The organism is Mesorhizobium sp. M0244 (genome assembly GCF_040321795.1).
Lineage (GTDB): Bacteria > Pseudomonadota > Alphaproteobacteria > Rhizobiales > Rhizobiaceae > Mesorhizobium.
Window position 1 is genome coordinate 1 of sequence record NZ_JAMYSE010000120.1, and the last position, 17,340, is coordinate 17,340.

Sequence of the window (17,340 nt, forward strand, 5' to 3'; positions counted from 1 at the left end):
TCTGCTCCCACGTAGGCCCTCCGTCTCTCGCGATCGGGGGGATTCTTCGCACAGTCACCTCATGCCCCGCACGAGGGGAGCGGCGTGGCGCTTACGATTTGTATCACAGTTTGTATCTCAGTGCGTATCGCACGACGCGGAGTTGGCCACTTTGTAAGTGGCCCTTCTTCCGGGGAACCGAAACGACTTCAGCGTTGTCGTGCTTGCGCCAAGAGCTGTTCTCGCCGAGCCAAACGTCCAAGTGTCGCCTTTGGGCCGCGCGCGGAATGGCGGCTTTTGGTGTCCGAAGAACGATAGCGGACGTTCAGCCCGGTGAGACCAGGGTCTGAAGCTGACCCGATGCAGGCCGCAGTGAACTCGAAGTGGCCATTCGCAATCGCGCAAACAGTCTCCCTGACAGCGAGGTGCTGGCGGGACGTTTGGCGTAGTAAGCTTTGCGCTCGCAACCTACGCAAATTGGGCGTATCGTTGGCATATCGTCGGCTGCTAATACATGAGCCGGCGACTGAGAGCGCAAGACTCCCGCAGCGGACTGGGCGCGCTAGAATCCACAACTACTCGTTGCGCTCACGAGACAATCTGCCTCTGCCGAAACCTCTTTTGCTCGGTTCCGGCCAGAATTGCCTTTTGCAAATCGGAAGAGGAGCGCTTGATGCAGATTCTGCAAACCCGCCGCCGATTCCTGACCGGCGCTGCAATGGCAGGCGCTGCCGGTATCGTCGGTCTTCCGGAGTCACTCCACGCCGAGCCGCTGGAAACGACCACGGTTCGTCTGCCGCGGTGGGTTGGTGGTTCCTATTGCTGGGCAGGCGCGTACATCGCCGGAGAACTGATGCGCGCAGAGGGCTTCACCGACGTTCGCTACATAGAAGCCGACAGAAGCGTCGACCAATCGGAATGGATCGCACGCGGTGAGACCGATTTCTCTGTGAACTTTCCGCCGAATCAGATCGCGTCGATCGACGCTGGCGTGCCGATCAAGGTGCTAACCGGGTTGCACTCGGGATGCCTCGAACTGATCGCCAAGGAGAGCATCCGCAGCGTCACGGATCTGCGGGGCAAGAGGGTGGGCGTGGATGGTTTCAATAACTCGCGACACATGTGGCTGAGGCTCATGTCCGCGTATGTCGGGCTCGATCCCGTGAACGATATCCAATGGGTCTTGACTAAGGACGTCAAGCCCACGGAACTCTTCATCCAAGGGAAGATCGACGCATTCCTTGGGACGCCGCCCCAGCCGCAGGAGCTGCGCGCCAAGAAGATCGGCCACACGATCCTCAACAATGCCGTCGACCGCCCATGGTCACAGTATTTCTGCTGCATGATCTCCGCCACCACGGACTACGTGAACAGGTACCCGGTGGCGACCAAGCGGGTCTTGCGATCCATCCTCAAGGCCGCCGACCTCTGCGTGTCGGATCCGCAGTGGGTGGCCCGGCAGATGGTCGATCGCGATTTCGTCCCGTCGCATGACTACGCGCTCCAAACGCTCAAGGATATCCGCTACGACCGCTGGCGGGAATTCGATCCTGAAGACTCCCTGCGGTTCTACACACTGCGCATGCAGGAGACGGGCATGATCAAATCGAGCCCGCAACAGATCATCGCCAACGGAACGGACTGGCACTTCCTCGACGAGTTGAAGCGTGAGCTGAAAACCTGAGCAGCTGGCTGACTCGTTGTGCCTTTTTCCTTGGGAAGGAGAAGCCCATGCAGATCATCCAGAACCGCCGTCATTTCCTAGCCGGCGCTGCGGCCGTCGGCGCCGCAGGACTTATCGGCACCGCAACACAAGCCCGGGCCGAGCCGCCGCTGGAGACCACTTCCGTCCGCCTGCCGCGGTACATCGGCGGCGCCTATTGCTGGGCGGGCCTGTACATCGCCGGAGAAATGCTGCGCGCCGAGGGGTTCACCGATGTCCGCTATGTGCAAGGCGACAAGAAGGTTGATCATTCGGCGTGGATCGCAAACGGCGAGACGGATTTCAGTGTGAACTACGTGCCGATTCATCTGGCGTCGATCGATGCAGGAGTGCCGATCAGGGTACTAAGCGGACTGCACTCCGGGTGCCTCGAACTGATCGCCAACGACAGCGTCAAAGGCATCTCGGACCTGCGGGGAAAGCGGGTTGGGGTCTTTACGCTTGATTCGCCGCAATACGTGTTGGTTTCTCTGATGGCCGCCTATGTTGGGCTCGATCCCGTCAACGACATCGAATGGGTCATCGAAGAACACAATTTTGCGGAAGGCTTCGTCGAAGGAAAATACGATGCAGTCCTCGGCCAACCGCCCCGCACGCAGGAACTTCGCTCCAGGAAAGTAGGCCATACGATCCTCAACTCGACCACCGACCTGCCCTGGTCGCAGCATTTCTGCTGCATGATTTCCGCGACTGCGGATTATGTCGACAGGCATCCGGTGGCGACAAAGCGCGTGCTCAGGGCCATCCTCAAGGGCGCCGACCTCTGCGCGTCGGATCCGCCATTGGTAGCGCAGCAGATGGTCGATCGAGGGTTCGTGCCCAGCTACGACTACGCGCTGCAAACGCTGCACGACATCCGGTACGACAGGTGGCGGGATTACGATGCCGAAGCCTCGATGCGCTTCTACGCGCTGCGCATGCACGAAACGGGCATGATCAAGTCGAGCCCGCAAACGATCATCGCCACCGGCACTGACTGGCGTTTCCTTGACGAGTTGAAGCGCGAGTTGAAGACGTGAGGGGCAGCCAGCCTCGTGCCATTTTCAATGGGAGGGAGAACCCCATGCAGATCATCCAGAACCGCCGCCGCTTCCTGGCCGGTGCTGCGGCAGCAGGCGCTGCAGGTCTCATCGGCGCAACGACTGACGCTTGGGCCGAGGCACCCCCTGAAACGACCTCCGTCCGCTTGCCGCGGTGGATCGATGGTGCCTACTGCTGGGCGGGGATGTACCTGGCCGGAGAGCTCCTCAAAGCGGAGGGCTTCACCGACGTCCGCTACGTGCAGGGCGACGAGAAAGTCGATCAGGCGGTGTGGATTGCACGCGGCGACACGGATTTCAGCATGAACTACGCGCCGGTCCATGTCGCGTCGATCGACGCCGGCGTGCCAATCAGGGTGCTTGGCGGTCTGCACTCCGGGTGCCTCGAGCTGATCGCCAACGACAGCATCCAAGGCATCCCGGACCTCAAGGGCAAGCGGGTGGGCATGCACGACATCGATGCGCCGTCGCGCGTGCTGGTCGCCCTGATGGCCGCCTATATCGGACTGGACCCCGTCAACGACATCGAATGGGTCCAGGAAAGCAAGCCGGTGGAAGCCTTCGCCGACGGGAAGTTCGATGCATATCTCTTCACGCCGCCGGAGACGCAGCAACTGCGCGCCAAGAAAATCGGCCACACGATCCTCAACACGACCCTCGACCGCCCTTGGTCGCAGTACTTCTGCTGCATGACTTCGGCCGCTGCGGACTACGTGAACAGATATCCGGTGGCGACCAAGCGCGTGCTAAGAGCCATCGTCAAGGGCGCCGACCTATGCATTTCGGATCCCGCATGGAGTGCAGCGCAGATGGTCGATCGAGGTTTCGTCCCCAGCTACGAAATCGCGCTGCAAACGCTGAGCGACACGCGGTACGACGTCTGGCGGGACTACGATGCCGAAGCCTCGATGCGCTTCTACGCGCTGCGCATGCACGAAACGGGCATGATCAAGTCGAGCCCACTGCAGATCATCGCCGATGGAACGGACTGGCGCTTCATCGAGGAGCTGAAGCGTGAGTTGAAAACCTGAGCCTGCTTTGTCCCAGGGAGGAAGCGTGACATGCGGATCATTCAGAATCGACGCCGTTTCATGGCCGGCCTGGCAGCCGGCACCGTGGGAATTGTCGCAACCCCGAGATTGGCGTTTGCCGAGCCGGAGCCCGAGACGACCAGTGTCCGGCTGGGCCGGTGGGTCGGAGGGGCCTACTGCTGGGAGTCGCTCTACCTCGCTGGCGAACTGCTCCGCGCCGGCGGTATGACCGATGTCCAGTACGTGCAAGGTAATCAAAAGTACTTCGACAGCAGCGAATGGATTGCAGCGGGTGAGACGGACTTCGACTTCAACATGCCGCCGATGCACATCCGCAGCGTCGAGGCCGGGGTGCCCGTCAAGATCCTGGCCGGCGTGCATTCCGGCTGCTGGGAGTTGCGAGCGAACGATCGCGTCAACAGCGTTGCCGACCTAAAGGGCAAGCGGGTGGGGGTCTGGGCGATGAACGACCACCCGCAGGTGTTTCTCCAACTGCTGATCAACTATGTCGGGCTCGATCCCAACCACGATGTTGAGTGGGTCGTAGGCGTCCAGGAGAACGGCTCGCTCATGCAGAACTTCATCGACGGCAAGGTCGATGCCTTCCTGGTAGACACCAGCCAATACTCCGAGGTTCGGAACAAGAAGGTAGGTCACACGGTCTTCAGCAATCTTATCGACCGTCCTTGGTCGCAGTATTTTTGTTGCATGCTCGCCGGCCGGACCGACTATGTCGATAAGTATCCGGTCGCCACCAAGCGCGTGCTGCGGGCCATCCTCCAGGCTGTCGAATTCTGCGTGTCGAACCCGAAATCGGCCGCCCGCGCGGTGGTTGATCGAGGCTTTCTGCCGAGCTACGACGTTGCGCTGACCACTCTGCAGAACACCGGGCACGACAGGTGGCGGGAATACGATGCTGAAGACTCGGTGCGCTTCTACGCGCTGCGCCTCCTGGAGACGGGCATGATCAAGTCGAGCCCGCAGGAGATCATCGTCAAAGGGACGGATTTCCACTTCTTCGAAGAGATCAAGCGCGAACTGAAGACGTGAAAGGCGCAGCGCGAAGGACCGCTGAAGAGGAGAACGTCATGCACATCATCCAGAACCGCCGCCGCTTCATGGCCGGCATCGCGGCGGGTGCCGCGGGAGTAATCGCAGCCCCGAGGCTGGCGCTCGCCGAGCCGGCGCCAGAGACGACGAAAGTCCGGTTGCCGGTGTTCGCCAAGGTCTCGGACTGCCAATCGCCGATGTATGCGGCCACCGAGCTTCTGCATGCCGAAGGCTTGACCGACGTTGAGTTCGTGTCTTCGGGCACCGGCCCGGATTCGTCGGACTGGATCGGCCACGGCGAGATCGACTTCGACTGGAACTACCCGCTCGCGCATGTGCTTAACATCGCAAAAGGCGCGCCGATAAAAGTCTTGACCGGCTTGCATGTCGGCTGTCTTGAGCTGATCGCAAACGATCGGGTCGTTGGCATCCCTGATCTGAAGGGTAAGACGGTCGGAGTGGATGGCAGCACCATCCAGTATCTGTTGCTGAATGTGATGTCTTCCTATGTTGGCCTTGATCCGGCAAAGGATTTCGAAACTCTCGTAACCCCCGATGCGGTTCAAAGCCTCGCGGAGGGTAAGATCGATGCGTTCCTCGGCGGACCGCCCACGCCCCAGCAGGCGCGCGAGCGAAAGCTCGGCCATGTACTTGTCAGCACGGCGATCGACAAACCATGGTCGCAGTATTTTTGTTGCATGCTCGCGAGCACCGCAGATTACGCAGGACGTTACCCGATGGCGACTAAACGAGTCATGCGCTCCCTACTCAAGGCCGTGGACCTCTGCATAACCAATCCGGAAGCGGTTGCGAAAAGTGCGGTCGATATAGGCTACGCCACCGACTACACGCTTCAGGCTATCCGTTCCGACATACGCTACGACAAATGGCGCGAATATGACCCCGAGGATTCCCTGCGTTTCTATGCGCTGCGTATGCAGGAGACAAATGCGGTCACGATGAGGCCACAGGAGGTTCTGGACCGCGGCACCGACTGGCGTTTCCTTAAGGAGCTCAAGCGCGAGATGAAGACGTGAGCCGCTGGCCGACGCGCGCGTTGCTGCTCCTCGCCCTCGTCGCTGAGGCTGCGCACACCTCTGCGCACGAAGCGTCAGCGCACGCTGGGGACAGCGAGCGCCTGCCGATGATGGGCGCTGCACCGGATTTCACGCTGATATCGCAGGACCACAAGCCGGTGTCGCTGCGCGACTTCCGCGGCAAGGTGGTCGCCATCGCCTTCATCTATACGTACTGTACCGACGTCTGCCCCATGCTGACCGCCCATATGGCCAGCGTGCAGGAAAAGTTGGGTAGTGCGTTCGGACCCCAAATCGCCTTTGTTTCGATCACCGTCGACCCGGAGCGCGACACGCCCGATGTTTTGAAGGAATATGCGCAGAATTTTGGCGCCGATCTGAAGGGCTGGTCGTTTCTTACCGGTGATCCGGCGGTCGTCCATGAGGTGGGACGGAAATACGGGGTCATCGCGAAGAAGGCGGCGAACGGAGATGTCGACCATACCTTGTTGACGTCGCTCGTAGACCCCAATGGCATCTTGCGAGTACAGTATCTTGGCGTCCGGTTCGACTTGGAGGAGTTCCGGGATGACCTTGTCAGCCTCTTGGACGAATCCAAATAGCATAACGAACCGGCTCGTTGGCTGGGTTGCCCGGCTGCCGGCGCGCGTCCAGACCAAGCTCTTGATCGCGTTCCTGTCGATCGTCGGCCTGCTGATCGTGCTCGGGGCCGTCGGGTTGCAGGTGCTGAGTGGGGTCAACGATCAGACCAACGAGCTGATCAGGCTGCAGCGCAGGATCGCGGCCTACCGCCAGGTACAGCACGATACGACCACCCAGCTCTACGGCATCTCGACCGCCCTGTTGCTTCAGGACGACCGGATGCTGGATGCGGCGCTGCGCCAGCTCAATCAGTTCGGCTACGACCTCGACCGCATGGAGTTCGTCGCCAAAGCCGAGGTGGAAGTGCTTGGCCAGGTCAGGCAAGAGTACGAGCGGCTGACGGCCGGGGTGACGCATGTGGCCGAACTCATTCGCGCCGGCAATACCGGGGAGGCGCGCAAGGTCCAGCTGGACGAGATCGTGCCGTCGGCCGACCGCCTCGAGCGGCTAACGAACCAGCTGGTCAACATCGCGGAAGCCGACATGGTGGCGGCCATCGAAACGACGGAGGGTGCGTACGGCACGTCCAGACTGATCGTGGTCTCGTTTGCGGTGGGCAGTATCCTGCTGGCGTTGGGGCTCGGCTACATCATCTCCTGGTCGTTGATCGAACCGGTCAAGAAGATCGAGACGCGTCTCAGCCAGATAGCGGCCGGCGACTTCGCCCAACACGTTGCCGTCGCCAATCGCGACGAACTTGGAGTGCTCGCCGCTAACGTCAACCAGACCTCCGACCAGCTGGGGCGCCTGTATCAGGAGATTGAGACGCGCACCCAGCAGCTCGACGAAGCCCTTCAGCAGCAGACAGCCACCGCAGACGTTCTGAAGGTCATCAGCCGCTCTACCTTCGATCTGCAGGTCGTGCTCGATACGTTGGTGGAATCGGCTGTCAGGCTCTGCCGTGCCGACAAGGGTGGTATCGTGCAGTTGCTGGATGGCGTATTCCGCTATGTGTCGACGCATGGCTACCCGCCCAGTTTCCGTGCTTACGTCGACGCCAATCCACTTCCAGAGCTTGCCGCAGGCCGAGGCTCCGCCGTAGGGCGCGTAATCGAAGAACGGCGGATCGTGCAAATCGAAGACGTGACCGCTGATCCGGACTACCGCGTTGCCTTGATCGCTGAGGCAGGCGGATTCCGCACCGTCCTCGCTGCCCCGCTGTTGCGGGAAGGTGATCTCGTTGGCGTATTCGTCATGACGAGGGTTGAGCCGCAACCTTTCAACCCCAAGGAGATCGCGCTCGTCGAGACATTCGCCGACCAGGCGGTGATCGCCATCGAGAATGCGCGGCTCTTCGAGGCGGTGCAGTCACGGACGCGCGAGCTTGCCGCGTCTGTTGGTGAGCTCGAGGCGCTTGGTGAGGTGAGCAAGGCAGTCAATTCGACGCTGGATCTCGACACGGTGCTGAAGACGATCGTTGCCAAGGCGGTCCAGTTGTCGGAAACGGATGCTGGCACCATCTACGTGTTCAGCAGCACGCGGCAGCAATTCCGTCCGCGCGCAAACTTCGGTATGAGCGATGAGCTTATCGCCGCAGTCTCGCACCAGACGATCGGGCTGGCCGACATGGGGATCGGCGACGCGCCCGGGCGCTGCATGCCGGTGCAGTTTCCCGACCTCAGCGAGGAGACCTCATCCTTCCTTGTAAGAAAGACGATCGTCGACGCCGGATATCGCGGTATCCTGATCGTTCCGCTGCTGAGGCCCAACAAGATCGTCGGTGCACTGGTCGTCAGGCGCCACAAGCCAGGTGCCTTCCATGAGCAAGTTGTCCACCTGCTGGAGACCTTCGCTGCCCAATCGGTGCTCGCGATCCAGAATGCCAAGCTGTTCAGCGAGATCGAGGAGAAAGGCCGGGAGCTGGAGGCAGCTAGCCGCCACAAGTCACAGTTCCTCGCGAATATGAGCCACGAGCTCAGGACACCGCTCAATTCGGTCTTGGGCTTCACAGAACTGCTGGTCGACGGCATCTACGGCGAACTCCCGGACAAGGCAAAGACGACCGTCGCGCGCGTGCAGGCGAACGGCCGTCACCTCCTCGGGCTCATCAATGACGTACTCGACCTTTCCAAGATCGAAGCCGGCCAGCTCACGCTGGCGATCGAGGACTACTCCATCGCGCAGATTGTTCGATCGACCGTTACGGCTGTCGAACCGCTGGCACGAGCGAAGGGTCTTGAGCTTTCAACGACTGTTGCCGAGAACCTTCCATTCGGCCGCGGGGACGAGCGCCGTTTGACGCAGGTCCTGCTCAATCTTGTAGGCAATGCCGTCAAGTTCACCGAAACGGGTGCGGTCGACATTCTTGCCGATGCGGTCGACGGGCACTTCGAGATCACCGTCCGAGACACCGGTCCCGGCATCGCGTCCAAGGACCAGGCTCTCATCTTCGAAGAATTCCAGCAGGTCGACAACAGCAGCACCAGGCAGAAGGGTGGCACAGGTCTTGGCCTGGCGATCTCGAAGCGCATCGTCGAAATGCATGGCGGAACCATAGACGTCGAGTCCGTGATCGGGTCAGGGTCGACATTCCGTCTCAAGGTACCAATCTGGGTGAATGAGGACGTGAGGGCCGCATGAGCAAACGAATCCTTATGGTGGAAGACACCGAGGACAACCGCCAGATCATCCGCGATCTCATTGCCACCACCGAATACGAACTGATCGAGGCGGCGGACGGCGCCGCCGGCATCGCTGCAGCGGGAGCGCACAGGCCAGACCTGATCCTTATGGACATTCAGCTCCCGGTGATCGACGGGTATGAAGCGACCCGCCGCATCAAGGCCGACCCGGCGCTGCGGCACATTCCGATTATCGCGGTCACCTCCTACGCGCTGTCGGGCGACGAGGCGAAAGCCCTTGCTGCTGGGTGCGATGGTTACATTGCCAAGCCATTCAGTCCGCGCCAGCTGCTTTCCGAGATTCGCGGGTTCCTTTCTTGAGGGAGGCAGCGCCTTGCACGATCCGCCTCGCATTCTCGCAGTCGACGATACTCCGGAGAACCTCGAGATCCTGCGCATGCGCCTCGAGGCGAATGGCTACGAAGTGGCGACCGCCGCCGATGGTGAAGAGGGGTTTGCAAAAGCTCGCGAACTCACGCCGGATCTGATCCTGCTCGACATCATGATGCCGAAGCTGGACGGTATCAGCGTGGTTCGCCTGCTCAAGCAGGACATCTCCCTGCAGGCGATTCCGGTCATCCTCGTCACCGCGAAGGCCGATACGCGTGATGTTGTCGAGGGGCTGGACGCCGGGGGTGACGACTACCTGACAAAGCCCTTCGAGCACAGGGCGCTGTTGGCGCGGGTGCGCTCGATGCTGCGCCAGAAGGCGCTTCACGACACCGTCGCAAGCCAGGCCCAACAGCTTCAGGATCAGGCCGCGCAGCTTTCCGATTGGAACCGCTCGCTCGAGCAGACCGTGGCGGAGCAGGTGACCGAGATCGAGCGAATGGGCCGGCTCCGACGGTTTCTGCCCGCGCAGGTCGCCGACCTCATCGTTGCGGCGGGAAATGGCGATGCGCTTCTGCAAAGTCACCGTCGCGAGGTGACCGTTGTCTTTTGCGATTTGCGCGGCTTTACGGCCTTCGCAGAGACCGCCGAACCCGAAGAAGTCATGACAGTTCTTGCCGAGTATCATTCCTGTCTTGGTGAACAAATTGTCCGCCACGAGGGGACTCTCGAGCGGTTCGTGGGCGACGGTATCGTCGTGGTTTTCAACGATCCACTGCCGTGCGCCGACCATACCGAGAGGGCCGTGTCTATGGCCGCGGCGATGCGCGATGCGATTGACGGGCATTCAGAGCAATGGCGCAAGCGGGATTACTTGCTCGGCTTCGGAATCGGCATCGCTCGGGGCCATGCAACCATCGGGCGGATCGGTTTCGATCAGCGCGCCGACTATGCGGTAATCGGCACTGTGTCGAACCATGCGGCTCGATTGTGCGAAGAGGCGAAGGCTCGACAGATTCTCGTCAGCCAACGGGTGTTCGGCGCTGTCGAGTCGCTGGTCGAATCCGTTCTTGTTGGCGAACTTACGCTGAAGGGCTTTCGCCGCCCGATGCCTGCCTATGAAATCGTGCGGTGGATCGGTCGGCCAAGATAGCGTTAGACGCATTCCGGCTTCTTTCGGACGATGCGGCGCGTCGAACCGCCGGCACAAAGCAGCCCAGCCATCGACCGATCCCGAAATCGCCGCAACGGGCCGGAAGTGGACCGTCGGCTTTCAGGATGACTGGGCAAGAAAGCCGACCCTTGCGTCCAGCGTAGTGCGGACCGCCTTGCGCCATCTGCGGAAGTTCGAGGCATCGCCGATGAACGGCAGCCGTCGGGCCCGTTCCAGAAGTTGGGGTGCGAGCGCACTATGGCGCAAGTCGGCCCCCATTGCCGACTTTCCCGCACCCAATATTCCTTGCGAAGGATGATCCTGCTTTGAGGGGCAACCAGCGCCCACAACACACCACAAAGGCTTCAACGGTTTTTTGCGGCCAATTGGCTTCTGCCGGACCGCATACGGTCAGCCGTCACTCCGGCAAGCCCGCGAACCGCATCTGCTTGATCCAGCGGTCGAGGCTTCCGGGTGCGGTCCAAATCTTGTCCCACTCCCTGCGTTCTTTACTGATGGATTCACTGGGAGTGTTCTGGAGGAAAACCGCAAGCGCTTCCTTTGCCTCTCGCTTGTTTCCTAGACAAGCGTGAATCCCCGCAAGCATGCGCTGTGCGCCGCTCGGGATTCTGGACATTTTCCGCATCGCCGCCAGCGCCGCCCCACAATCATTCTTTTCCCAGAGCGCCCAGCCCATCTGCCAGTGGAACCAGTCAGGGTGGAAGGGATCGATGCCCTTGGCCTGCTCGATCCGATCGATCGCTTCGTCCGTACGGCCCACATAGAGCAGCAGATCCGTACTCATGACGAGGATATGCGAGTCGCTGGGGTTCAAGGCGATCGCCTGATCGTACTGGGCAAGGGCCTGCTCGACCTCTCCGGCTTCGGTTTGGATGCTGGCGCGGACCTCATGCGCTCCAGCGTCATCAGGAGCGAGCAGGATGGCCTTGTCGGCGTATTCGGCAGCGAGTTTCAACGCCTCGTCCCGGTTGTGTTCCTGCGCGTGCCACCCGAATACCGCGTCATTGCGATAGGACCAGGCCAGCCCGATATAGCCGAACTGGGAGTTAGGATCCGCTTCGATCGCCTTGAGGCTGAACTGCCTTAACAGCTCGGTCCCCTCGGCTGAGATATCCTCTCCGATCTTGGCCCTCCCCATCAGGTAGTAGCGGAGCGCGCTGACCTGCGCGGCATCGCTCTGTGGCAAGGGTCGCTCGATCCTTACTCCGACCCGATCCGCGAGCGTGCGGATGATTTCCTCCTGGACGACGAAAAGATCGCCAATCTCCCGGTTGTAGGAGTTGGCCCAGACATGTGATCCGTCATGCGCATTCAGCAACTGGGCGGACACTTTCAGCCGGTCTCCGATCTTCTGCTGGCTGCCTTCGAGCAGGTAGTCGACGCCGAGTTCGTCTCCAATCTGTCTGGCGTCGATCGGCTTACCGCGGTACTTGAAGCTCGAGTTCCGGGCGATGACGGCATAGGTCTTGCTCCGCGCCAGCTCGGTGATGATCCCCTCGGCAACTGCATCGCTGAGATATCCCTTGTCCGCACCGGCACTCATGTCGTCGAAGGGAAGGATCGCAATCCGGGGCATGTCCCTCGAACGAACGGGAGCGGCTCGCCATGCTTCCGCGCCGTAGTATGCGCCGATCGCTGCCGCAACGAGAGCGAGTGCAGCAAGAATGAAGCCGCGCGGCGAGAATCGTGTCTTGGCTCGTTCCATGACGGCCGCGGCGTTTGGGTCCGCCGTGTCCGATGGATTTGCATTCAGCCGGTAACCTCTTTTTGGGAGGGTTTCCACGATCGCATGCGCGTCGTCCCCCAATGCGCGGCGCATATCGGCAATGCATTGAGTGAGGCTGTCGTCGGTCACGAAGGTATCGGGCCAAACCGCCCGCATCAGCGCATCCTTGGACACGATCTCGCCCGGTCGCGCCGCGAGCACGGAGAGCACCTCGGCGGACTGGCTGCGAAGATTGACCGCTTTGCCTTCCACGGTTCGGAGTTCGTTGCTGTTCGCAAGAAAAACAAAACCGCGGAACGTGACCGTTTCAGCGGATTTCAGGTCAATTTCAGGAGCCTTTCGGGACATTTCACCCTCCTGGCGCGCTTCCTACTCTAGCCCATTCGGCCGCCGCATCCAAGCGATCCTGGCGGCACTGGATTGGACAGGAGGCTGACATGAAACGGACCAGGTTCATCATCGCTCTCGCTCTCCTTTTGGCAGCGCAAACGGCTGCAAAAGCGGATTCCCGCATCGGGAGATTCTGTGGCCCTGACCATGTCAACGAGGTTGCCTCAGACGACGTCCGTCCCAACCCCGGCGGTTATTGTGTCGCCAGCCTTAAGTCGATGGATAACCGGGCCATGTTCATCGCCATCGCTGTCACAATCCTTCTGACCAACCAGGGGGAGCTAATCAGGCTCCCCGACGTGAAACCCATGACCTCCATGGCCGAGTGCAGAGCTTGGACCCATCAACAGGAGTTCATGCGCGTACTCCCCGGCTATCTCGCCACCTTCCATTACTGCGACTACGCATCAGAACCATGATTTTGCAAGGTCTGGCTGTTCACGCTCGGACCGAAGGATGGCACCACTCCTGCCGGGACCAAGGTCGTCGAGATCGGGCCCGTTCCGCCGATCAGTGCGAGCGAGTATTTGCTGCGCGTCAACCGTGCCGGTGGAGCGCCCGGTGCCAAGACGCCGATCCATACACATCGGGGACCGGAGGCCTTCTATGTGCTGGGGCGGCAAGGTGCTGGGGCGGCAAGCTCGGCCAAAGAACGCCCCACGGGGTGAGCTATGCCGAAGCCGGCACGACCATGGTCGGACACGGGGTCGACATGCCGATGGAGGTGTTCAGCGCCGGCACAACCGCTCTTGATGAGCTGGCCATCTTCGTGGTGGACGCCAATCGGCCGTTCTCGTCGCCGGCCAGCCTCGACTGAGGCGACGTTTCGCGGGGTGGCGCGCATGTTTGGTACGAACTGAGGCGGCACCCCAGCGAAGATCCGCAAGATTCCGGAAATTTGGATTTTCGCTTACACGCATCATCGAATGTCAGGTTTGGTCCTCTATCCTGCCAAAGATGACAATTCCTGGTACTTCCGCTTCCCATCTATTCAGGACGGTCCGACCGTGAGGTCGCAACGACTGACTTTGCTGAAGGGTTTCGGGTGCCGTCAGGCGTACGAAAGTCTCTCATGCAGGAACCCGCGGGCCGCAGACGATTGCCTATGGGGATTTGTGTCTCGGGGTGTGCCAGCGCCTGTCGCGAACTTCCGCATAGGATGGGATGGTCATGTCGTGGAAGCGGCTTCCGGGCCAGGTCACAGAGGCTGTAGCGTTGATTCCGACGGGGTTGGTGTGCGTGATGACCGGCGCCACGGCAACGTGCAGATAACATCCCGTTGACCGGCGCCGGCGTGGTGCGGTCGTAAGAGCAACTTGGCCATGCCGGGTCATGGGGCGTTCTCCCGGTTCGGCGTTCTTGAGGCAGGCGGTGCACGAGGCTGGCACCACCGTTCGAACCTCTCGATGACGACCATGCGTCCGCCGCAGCAAGGGCAAGGCGGGCGGACGTCAGCCGGTTCTTCGGGAGTGTCGTCTTCGGGCGGCGGCGCGACGCCCAGCAGTTCGCGCGCGAGTGCGAGGCTGGCCTTGCGGGCGGAGCCGGCGAGCAGCCCATAGTGACGCATGCGGTGGAACCCACGCGGCAGGACATGGAGCAGGAAACGGCGGATGAACTCGTCGGCGGCAAGCGTCATGGCGCGCTGGCGCTCGACACCATCGCGGCGATAGTCCTTGTAGCGGAAGGTGACTCCAGCCTCGTCGAAGGCGATCGGGCGGCGGTTCGAGATGGCGACCCGGTGCGTGTAGCGCGACAAATAGGCGAGCACCGCTTGGGGTCCGGCGAAGGGCGGCTTGGCATAGACCATCCAGCGCTTGCTGCGAACAGGCTTCAGATGACGCAGGAAGGCCCGACGGTCGGCCAGGTGTGTCGCCGATCCGAAGAAGGCGAGCCGACCGGCGTCGTGCAGCGCGACCAGCCGGGTCAGGAACAGACGGCGGAACAGCTTGCCCAGTACTCTGACTGGGAGAAGGAAGGCCAGCCGCGACGATATCCAGCGTGACCCGTCCGGCGCGATGCCGCGGCCCGGCACAATCATGTGGACATGGGGATGGTGGGTCATTGCCGAGTCCCATGTGTGGAGCACGGCGGTGATGCCGATGCGTGCGCCGAGGTGCTTGGGATCAGCCGCGATCGTCAGCATCGTCTCCGAGGCCGCCTTGAACAGCAGATTGTAGACCAGCGCCTTGTTGTGGAACGCGATGACGGCGACCTCGGCGGGCAGCGTGAACACGATGTGGAAGTAGCCGACTGGCAGCAGGTCGGCTTCGCGCTCGGCGAGCCATGTACGCGCGGCCGCGCCCTGGCACCTGGGACAGTGCCGGTTGCGGCAGCTGTTATAGGCGATCCGCCATTGCCCGCAGTCCGCACAGGCTTCGACATGACCACCCAATGCCGCGGTGCGGCAGTGTTCGATCGCCGACATGACCTTGAGCTGCTGCAGGCTCAGATGCCCTGCGTGGGCGACCCGGTATCCGGGGCCGGCAGCACGGAAGATATCGGCGACCTCCAGGTCCGCTCGCACCGGTTCAGCCGGGCGGCGACACCGAGCGCGGCCTTGTACTTGATGCCTGGCGCCGCTTCGAGCAGCCGCGCCGCTTCCTCGACGCTCAGCACCTCGGGCAGCTTGCGCGGATACCGGGTGACCACCAGCGCGCGCGCCAAATCCCGCCGCTTCAGCGTCACCGTGAACAGGAATCGCAGCGCCGAAACCGCACCGTTGATCGTCGCAGGGCCCATGCCGTTCTCATGCTGGTGCAACTGGAAGCGCCGAATGTCCTCGGTCGTCGCGGTGTCGGGAGCACGACCAAGGAACGCGGCGAGGCGCCGGACATGACGAACGTAATCCTGCTGCGTATGCGGTCCCAGGCCCGCATCGGCATATCTTGCTGCATGCGCTGGCGAAGTGGCGTGATCGGAGCGTCGGTAGACAGAGTAGCCATGGCAAGTTCCTCTCGTTGAAGGGAACTCCATGGTCGGATCGCAGGCTTTACCCGCTCAAGGCCTATGAATGTCGCGCCATCTCAGAACCAGGCGACCCTTCCGCGAAGCGGGTTCGTGCATGAGGCGCGAAACGGTCATCCACGATCTTCAGGTTTTGACCCAGGACGGCCTTTCCCCGGTAGTGAGCGGCGCGGTCGTCGAGCGAGTTGTCAGCCGCCTATTTCCGCAGCCCATTAATGTGCAACTTGGGAAGCCGCCGACATCAATTCCTCCGAATTCGGCGCCTTGGGGGTATTAAGGCCAGCCTCCAGAACTTCAGTGAAGCTCCAGCGTACAATGCCCCCTTGGTCGATGAGAAACTGACCAACCAGCAGCTCCTTAGCGGAAGCCATCATCTGCTGATCGGCTTCCGTAATCTCATACCCCTCCTTCTTGTTGAGAAACTCGTTTATTGCCATGGGGTCCATAGGCTCGGGCAACTCACCCGGGAGATCGATACGGATCCCCATGACCTTGTCCATCCCGATCTCGCGCAAGCCGAAAGCACGGTGCGAGGCCCGCTCCGGGTCGGACGCGGCGAGAAGATCGGGTGTCGGATGGTAACGGAAATAGAGCCGTGCCCGCTCTACCGGCGTATTGACGACCGCCAGGCATTCGACGCCTTTCTCAGCCAGAGCCGGCTTGAGTTGCGCCATTGCCGCGACATTGCGCCGGCAGAACGCACAGTGCAGGCCTCGAAACAAGCCGATCAACAATGGGCTACGACCTCGAAAATCAGTGAGCGCGATTTTGCCTTCGCGGGAGATCGCATCGAGAATAATATTCGGCGCCCGGTCGCCCGGCTGCAGCGGGCGTTCGACATTACTCGTGGACATGGACAACCTCCTCGCCCCGGATAAGCACACCCAGCCATCCGGAGTTGAGTCCGTGCTGGGGGACGCCAGGGCAAAAATTGCTTTCGACCTTTGCCATATTGCCGAGGTCGAGATTGCGCGCGTTGCAAGTGCATCATAACACGAAAAAAGCCTCTGCGGGTCGCCCGTTTCGCGAGCTGTCGCGAGCGCTGTGGTAAACAGTGTATCGTCTCATCCGTGCCATGGGACGACACAGCGGCGGGACCGATTGGATCTTCACATGCTTGCGGTGTTCAAGTCTTGAAACTTGGGCGGCTTCGATGTGCCCGGACGTCAAATGTAGCGCTCCCGAATGCTCTTGCGCTGAAGGTCAGGTTCCCGGCCTCGTTTTGGACGTTCAAATCTGCAACGACCAAGGTCGAGATCGGATCTTCATATTTCGCCACGATTGGCGAAGGTCCGGTTGTGGCGCGGCCATGACCTCCAGCATTGTCACCCGCGATGTCCGCTTTTGGGATGCGGCTATGGCCTGCTCAACGACCGACATCGGGCGCAAAGCTGCCATTCCGTAGAAAAATAAATGCGATCGGCGAGTGGCTGGACCAGCTCTTAAATCGACATTGGCGAACCGCTTCGTAAACCATTGACGAATAACGATTATGTTAGTCGCGGAGGGACGTCGCTTTTTCAACAAAAACAAACAGTTAGTCCCTATGATTGCTGGGCCTGAGGGCGGCCCGTCATCCGATATGCAACGGTACGAGGGTTAAGCCGGCTGGCCGGCGCAGAGCCTCATGCAT

Annotated in this window: 15 protein-coding genes; 11 read left to right on the forward strand and 4 right to left on the reverse strand. The window is 61.2% G+C overall.

Going from position 1 to position 17,340, the window contains the following annotated elements:
- The first annotated feature begins 652 nt into the window (after positions 1-652).
- From NKJ08_RS35055 to NKJ08_RS35095, 9 genes are read left to right on the forward strand one after another with little or no spacing between them, the layout of a single operon-like run.
- Complete coding sequence (locus tag NKJ08_RS35055) at positions 653-1,663, forward strand: ABC transporter substrate-binding protein (RefSeq protein ID WP_352785737.1); 1,011 nt, start codon at positions 653-655, stop codon at positions 1,661-1,663.
- A 47-nt stretch (positions 1,664-1,710) separates the two neighbouring features.
- The gene (locus tag NKJ08_RS35060; RefSeq protein ID WP_352780577.1) at positions 1,711-2,721 is read left to right on the forward strand and encodes an ABC transporter substrate-binding protein; all 1,011 of its coding nucleotides are present in this window, start codon (positions 1,711-1,713) and stop codon (positions 2,719-2,721) included.
- Positions 2,722-2,765: 44 nt separating this feature from the next.
- Positions 2,766-3,773, forward strand: a complete 1,008-nt coding sequence (locus NKJ08_RS35065) for an ABC transporter substrate-binding protein (protein WP_352785740.1) — start codon at positions 2,766-2,768, stop codon at positions 3,771-3,773.
- A gap of 60 nt (positions 3,774-3,833) precedes the next feature.
- Positions 3,834-4,823 carry an ABC transporter substrate-binding protein gene (locus tag NKJ08_RS35070; protein WP_352780579.1) on the forward strand — a complete coding sequence of 330 codons (990 nt, stop codon included), beginning with the start codon at positions 3,834-3,836 and terminating at the stop codon, positions 4,821-4,823.
- A gap of 38 nt (positions 4,824-4,861) precedes the next feature.
- The gene (locus NKJ08_RS35075; protein WP_352785742.1) at positions 4,862-5,860 is read left to right on the forward strand and encodes an ABC transporter substrate-binding protein; all 999 of its coding nucleotides are present in this window, start codon (positions 4,862-4,864) and stop codon (positions 5,858-5,860) included.
- Positions 5,857-6,462, forward strand: a complete 606-nt coding sequence (locus NKJ08_RS35080; RefSeq protein WP_352785745.1) for an SCO family protein — start codon at positions 5,857-5,859, stop codon at positions 6,460-6,462. The genes NKJ08_RS35075 and NKJ08_RS35080 overlap by 4 nt, the downstream gene beginning before the upstream one ends.
- Positions 6,428-9,082 (forward strand): GAF domain-containing protein, encoded by a 2,655-nt coding sequence (locus tag NKJ08_RS35085; RefSeq protein ID WP_352785746.1) that lies wholly within the window; start codon positions 6,428-6,430, stop codon positions 9,080-9,082. The genes NKJ08_RS35080 and NKJ08_RS35085 overlap by 35 nt, the downstream gene beginning before the upstream one ends.
- Positions 9,079-9,444: a response regulator gene (locus NKJ08_RS35090; protein ID WP_352449187.1), complete on the forward strand. Its 366-nt coding sequence runs from the start codon at positions 9,079-9,081 to the stop codon at positions 9,442-9,444. The genes NKJ08_RS35085 and NKJ08_RS35090 overlap by 4 nt, the downstream gene beginning before the upstream one ends.
- 13 nt (positions 9,445-9,457) lie before the next feature.
- Positions 9,458-10,606 carry an adenylate/guanylate cyclase domain-containing protein gene (locus tag NKJ08_RS35095; protein WP_352785760.1) on the forward strand — a complete coding sequence of 383 codons (1,149 nt, stop codon included), beginning with the start codon at positions 9,458-9,460 and terminating at the stop codon, positions 10,604-10,606.
- 418 nt (positions 10,607-11,024) lie between these two features.
- On the opposite strand, the gene NKJ08_RS35100 is transcribed toward NKJ08_RS35095, so the two are convergent.
- A complete protein-coding gene (locus NKJ08_RS35100) occupies positions 11,025-12,701 on the reverse strand; it encodes a winged helix-turn-helix domain-containing tetratricopeptide repeat protein (RefSeq protein ID WP_352785748.1) in 1,677 nt (558 codons plus the stop codon).
- An 89-nt stretch (positions 12,702-12,790) separates the two neighbouring features.
- Here NKJ08_RS35100 and NKJ08_RS35105 point away from each other — a divergent pair, with 89 nt between their 5' ends.
- Positions 12,791-13,162 (forward strand): hypothetical protein, encoded by a 372-nt coding sequence (locus NKJ08_RS35105; protein WP_352785751.1) that lies wholly within the window; start codon positions 12,791-12,793, stop codon positions 13,160-13,162.
- Between the two features lie 245 nt (positions 13,163-13,407).
- On the forward strand, positions 13,408-13,560 hold the full coding sequence (locus NKJ08_RS35110; RefSeq protein WP_352785753.1) for a hypothetical protein: 153 nt from the start codon (positions 13,408-13,410) through the stop codon (positions 13,558-13,560).
- 513 nt (positions 13,561-14,073) lie between these two features.
- Here the strand turns inward: NKJ08_RS35110 and NKJ08_RS35115 are convergent.
- The 3 genes from NKJ08_RS35115 to NKJ08_RS35125 form a co-directional block, all read right to left on the reverse strand.
- On the reverse strand, positions 14,074-15,267 hold the full coding sequence (locus NKJ08_RS35115) for an IS91 family transposase (protein ID WP_502906378.1): 1,194 nt from the start codon (positions 15,265-15,267) through the stop codon (positions 14,074-14,076).
- Positions 15,189-15,716: a tyrosine-type recombinase/integrase gene (locus NKJ08_RS35120; protein WP_352785755.1), complete on the reverse strand. Its 528-nt coding sequence runs from the start codon at positions 15,714-15,716 to the stop codon at positions 15,189-15,191. The genes NKJ08_RS35115 and NKJ08_RS35120 overlap by 79 nt, the downstream gene beginning before the upstream one ends.
- Positions 15,717-15,919: 203 nt before the next feature.
- Positions 15,920-16,561 carry a peroxiredoxin-like family protein gene (locus tag NKJ08_RS35125; RefSeq protein WP_352785757.1) on the reverse strand — a complete coding sequence of 214 codons (642 nt, stop codon included), beginning with the start codon at positions 16,559-16,561 and terminating at the stop codon, positions 15,920-15,922.
- Positions 16,562-17,340 lie beyond the last annotated feature (779 nt).

What these genes read in the sequence shown, in the direction of transcription:
- NKJ08_RS35055 (WP_352785737.1), top strand. Translation starts at nt 653, where the DNA reads ATGCAGATTCTGCAAACCCGCCGCCGATTCCTGACCGGCGCTGCAATG.
- NKJ08_RS35060 (WP_352780577.1), top strand. Translation starts at nt 1,711, where the DNA reads ATGCAGATCATCCAGAACCGCCGTCATTTCCTAGCCGGCGCTGCGGCC.
- NKJ08_RS35065 (WP_352785740.1), top strand. Translation starts at nt 2,766, where the DNA reads ATGCAGATCATCCAGAACCGCCGCCGCTTCCTGGCCGGTGCTGCGGCA.
- NKJ08_RS35070 (WP_352780579.1), top strand. Translation starts at nt 3,834, where the DNA reads ATGGCCGGCCTGGCAGCCGGCACCGTGGGAATTGTCGCAACCCCGAGA.
- NKJ08_RS35075 (WP_352785742.1), top strand. Translation starts at nt 4,862, where the DNA reads ATGCACATCATCCAGAACCGCCGCCGCTTCATGGCCGGCATCGCGGCG.
- NKJ08_RS35085 (WP_352785746.1), top strand. Translation starts at nt 6,428, where the DNA reads ATGACCTTGTCAGCCTCTTGGACGAATCCAAATAGCATAACGAACCGG.
- NKJ08_RS35090 (WP_352449187.1), top strand. Translation starts at nt 9,079, where the DNA reads ATGAGCAAACGAATCCTTATGGTGGAAGACACCGAGGACAACCGCCAG.
- NKJ08_RS35100 (WP_352785748.1), bottom strand. Translation starts at nt 12,701, where the DNA reads ATGTCCCGAAAGGCTCCTGAAATTGACCTGAAATCCGCTGAAACGGTC.
- NKJ08_RS35105 (WP_352785751.1), top strand. Translation starts at nt 12,791, where the DNA reads ATGAAACGGACCAGGTTCATCATCGCTCTCGCTCTCCTTTTGGCAGCG.
- NKJ08_RS35120 (WP_352785755.1), bottom strand. Translation starts at nt 15,716, where the DNA reads ATGGAGTTCCCTTCAACGAGAGGAACTTGCCATGGCTACTCTGTCTAC.
- NKJ08_RS35125 (WP_352785757.1), bottom strand. Translation starts at nt 16,561, where the DNA reads ATGTCCACGAGTAATGTCGAACGCCCGCTGCAGCCGGGCGACCGGGCG.